Genomic DNA, 242 nt, shown 5'->3' on the forward strand with positions numbered 1-242 from the left:
TGCGTCAAACCTTCGAACTGACGGGCCGGTCCATTTTTGATGGCGAGCGATCCCAGAAATGCTGGAACAAGGTCGAGATCACCTCACCGGAAGACTGCACCGTGGGAGATCCGCAAGCGGCTACGCATGCAATTTTCTGGGGTGACTCCCACGCGTATCACCTGATCAGTTTCATGGACAGCCTGGGGAGAGACTATGGGCTCTCCATTCATGATGTCACCCACACGATGTGCCCCCCTATG

1 protein-coding gene is annotated in these 242 nt (G+C 55.8%); it reads left to right on the plus strand.

What is annotated here, in order from left to right; genetic code table 11:
- The coding region (locus RVY79_RS21240; protein ID WP_317466600.1) for an SGNH hydrolase domain-containing protein at positions 1 to 242 on the plus strand (242 nt) is incomplete at both ends.

The sequence above is a fragment of the Chromohalobacter sp. HP20-39 genome, from assembly GCF_033052815.1.
Lineage (GTDB): Bacteria > Pseudomonadota > Gammaproteobacteria > Pseudomonadales > Halomonadaceae > Chromohalobacter.